The 5,594-nt window shown below is 45.9% G+C and carries 6 protein-coding genes; all 6 read right to left on the minus strand.

The window, feature by feature from the left end:
- Positions 1-179: 179 nt before the first annotated feature.
- The 6 genes from pal to ybgC all read right to left on the minus strand — a co-directional run bounded on the left by pal (position 180) and on the right by ybgC (position 5,224).
- The gene (pal, locus tag WFH18_RS16605) at positions 180-752 is read right to left on the minus strand and encodes a peptidoglycan-associated lipoprotein Pal (RefSeq protein WP_004279115.1); all 573 of its coding nucleotides are present in this window, start codon (positions 750-752) and stop codon (positions 180-182) included.
- A gap of 54 nt (positions 753-806) precedes the next feature.
- Positions 807-2,090, minus strand: coding sequence for a Tol-Pal system beta propeller repeat protein TolB (gene tolB / locus WFH18_RS16610; protein WP_171521932.1), 1,284 nt, complete (start codon positions 2,088-2,090; stop codon positions 807-809).
- A 204-nt stretch (positions 2,091-2,294) separates the two neighbouring features.
- Positions 2,295-3,638, minus strand: coding sequence for a cell envelope integrity protein TolA (tolA, locus tag WFH18_RS16615; protein WP_164543374.1), 1,344 nt, complete (start codon positions 3,636-3,638; stop codon positions 2,295-2,297).
- A 3-nt stretch (positions 3,639-3,641) separates the two neighbouring features.
- Complete coding sequence (tolR, locus tag WFH18_RS16620; protein WP_005103851.1) at positions 3,642-4,091, minus strand: protein TolR; 450 nt, start codon at positions 4,089-4,091, stop codon at positions 3,642-3,644.
- Complete coding sequence (gene tolQ, locus WFH18_RS16625) at positions 4,091-4,789, minus strand: protein TolQ (protein ID WP_004645669.1); 699 nt, start codon at positions 4,787-4,789, stop codon at positions 4,091-4,093. Before tolQ ends, tolR begins: the two co-directional genes overlap by 1 nt.
- A 27-nt stretch (positions 4,790-4,816) precedes the next feature.
- The gene (gene ybgC, locus WFH18_RS16630; protein WP_164543375.1) at positions 4,817-5,224 is read right to left on the minus strand and encodes a tol-pal system-associated acyl-CoA thioesterase; all 408 of its coding nucleotides are present in this window, start codon (positions 5,222-5,224) and stop codon (positions 4,817-4,819) included.
- Positions 5,225-5,594: the final 370 nt, after the last annotated feature.

Raw genomic sequence — 5,594 nt, forward strand, 5'->3', positions numbered from 1 at the left:
ATCATTTTAAAGGCAAAGCTATAGTCACGTTGTGTACGTTTAACTCGTTGTTCTCGTTTATGTTCCATAAAATAAGTCTCTTAAGGTGTAAACTTATTTCAGGACGGGACAAATTGAAGCAAATAAAAAGCACTCATGATTGAGTGCTTTTTATTTGATGAAACCATCATGAATGAAAATTATTTCAACAATGGTGGTACCGCTTCATAATTAATTTCTACACGGCGGTTTTCTTTCCAGGCATTTTCGTCATGGCCCGCATTGATTGGCATTTCCTTGCCATAGCTAACTGCTTCTAGTTGACCAGGATTAACACCAGTCGTCACCAAGAAGCTTTCTACTGCTTTGGCACGACGCTCGCCAAGTGCCATGTTGTATTCACGGGTACCGCGTTCATCGGTATGGCCGGTGAGTGCTACACGTGAATTGGCATTGGCCATTAGGAATTGCGCATGGGCTTGCAGCGTATTTAGATCTTCATTGCTGAGTTCAGTACTGTCATAGTCAAAATGCACCACGCGTTTTGCCAAGAATGCTTTATTTTCTGCAGTAACACCTTTTGCAGAAGCACCTGCCATGTTTTGTGCATTCAGTGCTGCATCTTCACTCAGACCTTGAGTATTCACAGTTGTTGTACCGGTCGTATCTAAACCGCCCGTTTGAACTTCAGCGGCAGGCTTACGGCTCGCACAACCTGTCATGACAACAGCTGCTGCTAAAAGTGGCAAGGCAAATAATTTTACTTTGTTCATCTTCATCTCCATGAAGTTTGATTATGGGGTAAAGGGTTTATCAATATAAAAATCTTATTTTGGCGCCCAAGCCGGTTCACGGACTTCACCCGTTTCACTTGGTAAATTCATACGGAAGCGGCCATCCAGCGACATGATCGACAAGAGTCCGCGTGCACCTTCACGGGTGGCATAGACCACCATCTGGCCATTTGGTGAGAAGCTCGGCGATTCGTCCAGCGTCGTTGGCGTCAGAATATTGTTCACACCGGAGGTCATGTCCTGAACCGCAACTCGATAGTTACTGCCGCTTGGACGATGAACTAATGCAAGTTTTTTACCATCTGCGCTCAGCGTGCCGCGCGCGTTGAATGCACCACGGAAGGTCAGGCGTTTATTGCTACTTGATTCAAGATCATGGCGGTAAATTTGTGGAGAACCGCCACGGTCAGAAGTGAAAATAAAAGATTTTCCATCTGGTGAATAACGTGCTTCAGTATCAATGGCACTGTCATTGGTCATACGTTGTAGCTGACGCGTTTCCAGATTCATCTGGTAGATTTCCGGATTGCCGTGCATAGAAGCAGTAAACAGCATGCTCTTGCCATCTGGAGAGAAGCTCGGCGCACCATTCAAGCCGCGGAAGCTGGCCAGTTTTTCACGTTGTCCGGTCGCCAGATCCTGTACATAAATCGCCGGGCGTTTGGTTTCAAAGGACACATAAGCGATTTTTTTGGCATCTGGTGTCCATGCTGGAGAAAGGATTGGATCACGTGAGGTCAAAATGGTCTTTGGCTGTTCACCATCGGTATCGGCAATCTGCAAGGTATAGCGCTGTTCCGGCGTAGCAGGATTACGCAGCACATAGGCAATACGTCCGCTAAAGTCACCTGGAATGCCGGTCAATGCCTGATAGATGGCATCACTGATCATATGCGCTGCCTGACGGGTGCGTGAGGCTGGAACAGTCAGCAATTCATTTAATAGATATTGTTTTTTTTCGACATCATAGAGCTGATACTGGATTTCAAAAGAACCATCGGCTGTGGCCTTGGATGAACCGGTGACCACATAGGGAACACCAGCCGATGCCCAAGCTTCTGCATTCGGATTATTCAATGTCGCTGTTGCAGGCAGGTTTTTTGAAGCACTGGTAAAGCGGCCAGAACGATTCAGGTCATTTTCCACAATAGGATAAATGCTCTGATCCTGGCTGAAAGGTAAAACGGCAATTTTAGGTGCTGCCTCAGGTGCCTTGGTAATTTCCAGATGCAATTGGGCATAGGACTGGGTTGCCAATACAGGGCTTAAAGTGCTAATGATTGCGAGGCAGAGTAGATGTTTGCGAGTCTTTTCCATCATTCGTTATTTACTCAAATCAACGGATTTATTGTATAGGTGCTTGGGCTACATCATCGCATGGATTTAATAGAATAAAACCAGGATTTTATGACCAAACTGTTATGACACTGTGAAAAGTGAATATTATTCAATCAATTTGAAGTGAAGTTTAGCTTAAAAAATAAAAGCCATCACAACATTATTTATGTGATGGCTCCGTTTTTATTGTGCAGTAAAGGTTGAGGTAAAGCTTCGTGCTTCACGGCGTGCATCTGGATCGGAAGGCATTGGATAAGGTGCAGCAGCACGGACTGCAGCTTCTACACTGGCTTTCATGTCTGAATCACTTGAATTCACAATGACCGAGACCACACCGCCATTATCATTCAGGGTTACACGTGCAGTCGCACGCTGGCCTGATGACCCTACGGGTGTATCCCAGGCACGTTTAATTTTATTTTCAAAGTCACGTTTTGCTGTGGATGCAATCCGTTTGGATTCCGCTTTTTTCTGTGCAGCTTCTTCAGTGGCCTGTTTGGCTGCTGAAGCTTTCGCGTCTGCCTCTGCTTTTGCTTTGGCATCTGCATCCGCTTTAGCCTTAGCATCTGCCTTCCGTTTAGCGTCGGTCTCTGCTTTTGCTTTGGCGTCTGCATCTGCTTTACGTTTTGCATCCGCGTCAGCTTTTGCTTTAGCTGCTGCATCGGCTTTGGCTTTAGCATCTGCATCTGCTTTACGTTTTGCATCCGCGTCGGCTTTTGCTTTGGCTGCTGCGTCGGCTTTGGCTTTGGCTTTTGCATCGGCATCCGCTTTACGTTTTGCATCCGCGTCGGCTTTTGCTTTGGCTGCTGCATCAGCTTTGGCTTTTGCGTCTGCATCCGCTTTACGTTTTGCATCTGCGTCAGCTTTCGCTTTTGCGTCTGCATCCGCTTTACGTTTTGCATCTGCGTCAGCTTTCGCTTTTGCTGCCGCATCTGCTTTTTGTTTAGCAGCCAAATCTGCTTTTTTCTGTGCGTCTAATTTGGCTTTTTGTGCAGCATCGGCTTTGCGCTGTGCATCGAGTTCTGCCTGACGTGCAGCTTCGGCTTCAGCCTTGGATTTTTGCGCTGACTCAGCTTTGGCTTTAGCGGCTGCCTGTTTGGCCTGTTCGGCAGCTTCAGCACGTTTTGCTGCTTCGGCCGCTTGTTGTGCAGCTTTGGCTTGCGCTGCTTCCGCGGCTTTTAATTCCTGTTGAGCTTTTTGGGTATCTACTTTGGGTACAGCTGGAGCAGCCGGTGTTGCTGGGGCAGCTGTCGGAATCACGGGAGCTGGCTCTACACTGGGTTCTGCCGTTTGTGTAATTTCTTCTGCAACAGTGTCATGTGCAGTTTCCTCAAACAGGGTTTCTTCACGGGTAACTGGTTTAAGGTCTTCCGGCTTGATCAGCACAGTTTTAATCTGTTTAGGCGGCTCAGGTGGTTTACTCATGCCAAGATAAAGTAAGCCCACCAAAGCCACTGCATGGATGCCTAAGGTGAATCCAAGTGCGATGGCTTTTTTCTGAAATGGTGGCTTTTTATAGTCTTTCATACTTTATTCTAATGGCTTGGTCAGTAAACCGACTTGAGAAAGGCCAGCATCCTGCAGGCTGGACATCAAGGCCATGACATCGCCATATGGACGGGTATTGTGGCCATTGATCACGACATTCAGCACCTTGTTGTCATTTTGCGCCTGGGTTTGAGCATCAACCAGAGTACGCGTCAATTCTTCCAGTGTGACTGGGCCAGTCGCCTGATTTTTATATTCTAGATAATATGAACCATCTTCTTTCAGTGTGACGATGGTCGGAGCATCCTTGGATTCGATCGGCAATCCGTTGGCCTGAGGCAAGTCAACCTTGATGCCACTGGTAATCATCGGAGCGGTGACCATAAAGATCACCAGAAGTACCAGCATGACATCGATATATGGTACGACATTCATGTCACTTTTCAGTGGCTTTTTAATACGCTGAAAGCGTCCTGAACCTTGAATCGCCATTAGTCTTTGTCCTGAGTTACGCCCACAGACTGACGTTGCAATAGCGCCACCATTTCTTCGGCAAATAGCGCACGGTCAGAGTAGACCGTTTCACCTTTGGCCGTGAAGTGGTTAAAGGCCAATACCGCTGGAATGGCTGCAAACAGACCGATCGCTGTTGCAATTAGTGCTTCGGCAATACCGGGTGCGACTGTCGCCAAAGTCACCTGATCAACATCTGCCAGGCCAATGAAGGCGTTCATGATGCCCCAGACTGTACCGAACAGACCGACATAAGGCGCAACCGAGCCGATACTTGCTAATGCACCCAGACCTTGTTCCAGATGACCTTGGTCACGGCTTAAACCGACACGCAGAATACGCTCTGTCCCTTCAATCGACTGGGCAGTTGGCGCATGGCGTTTTTTCAGTTTCAGGAACTCGCCCAGACCCTGATAGAAAATATCTTCAAGGCCAGTGCGTTTGGAATTGAGTTGTGCATTGTTATACAGGGTATTCAGCTCAGCACCAGACCAGAAGATTTTCTGGAAATGTTCATCATCGGCCTGGGCTTTTTTATAACTCATATAGAGCCTGGCAATCAGATACCAGCTATATATTGAGGCTAACAGGAGAGAAAGCATCACCAGTTGTACGACAGGGCTTGCTTGTAAAATAAGATCTGAAACTTGAAGAGATGATTCTAACTGAGTCGCCATAGTTGTTACGTGTGCCAATAAATTTTTTTAGTCTTGTTCCAATTCTTTTTGAATTAGTTCGCGGATTTCATCCGGGAGTCGACGTGGTCGCATCTCTGCACTGATACATGCCAACTCAACCTCACCTGATGCAAGCATGATTTCACCACGATAAATATTTTGTTGCAATACAAATGATGAAGCTTTACATGAAATGACACGTGCCGTAACAGTAATTAAATCATCCATCAGGATCGGACGCATATATTTGACATTAATTTTATGCACCACAAAATTGTAGTCTGTCTGATGCCAGTAATGGCTCACTCCAGCGGCACGTAACCATTCGGTACGGGTACGTTCCATATAGCGAATGTGGTTAGCATGGTAGACAATACCACCTAGATCAGTATCTTCAATATATACGCGGATATTGAATTCAAAATGATTCGCCATAGTTTTGTTCCATGCAGATGTTCGAAATTTTTTGCTTGTTTTTAGATGCAGGAGAGGGATTAGAATTTGCCGGATTCCTGCCAAAAGTCAAGCAATTTAGCGGTTCAAAGTTTAGCATTGTGAGTTTTGAGACCAATGGCACAAGGTGTCAAATCTGGAGAGAAGTCACTAAGATGAAGTACTGAGCGCTTAACAGCTCATTTATAAAACAGCAGCAGATACTAAAATGCGCGAGTCTATTGAGCCGCGCATTTTAGTAATATAGGACTTACGCACTATTATTTATAGATTCTCTGTGGTAGCAGATGATTTTTATCGAGAATAAAGTCATCAATGAAGTTTTTGATAACTGGTCTAAATAATTTCTTCT

The sequence above is a fragment of the Acinetobacter sp. USHLN143 genome (assembly GCF_037145695.1).
Classification (GTDB): Bacteria; Pseudomonadota; Gammaproteobacteria; order Pseudomonadales; family Moraxellaceae; genus Acinetobacter; species Acinetobacter fasciculus.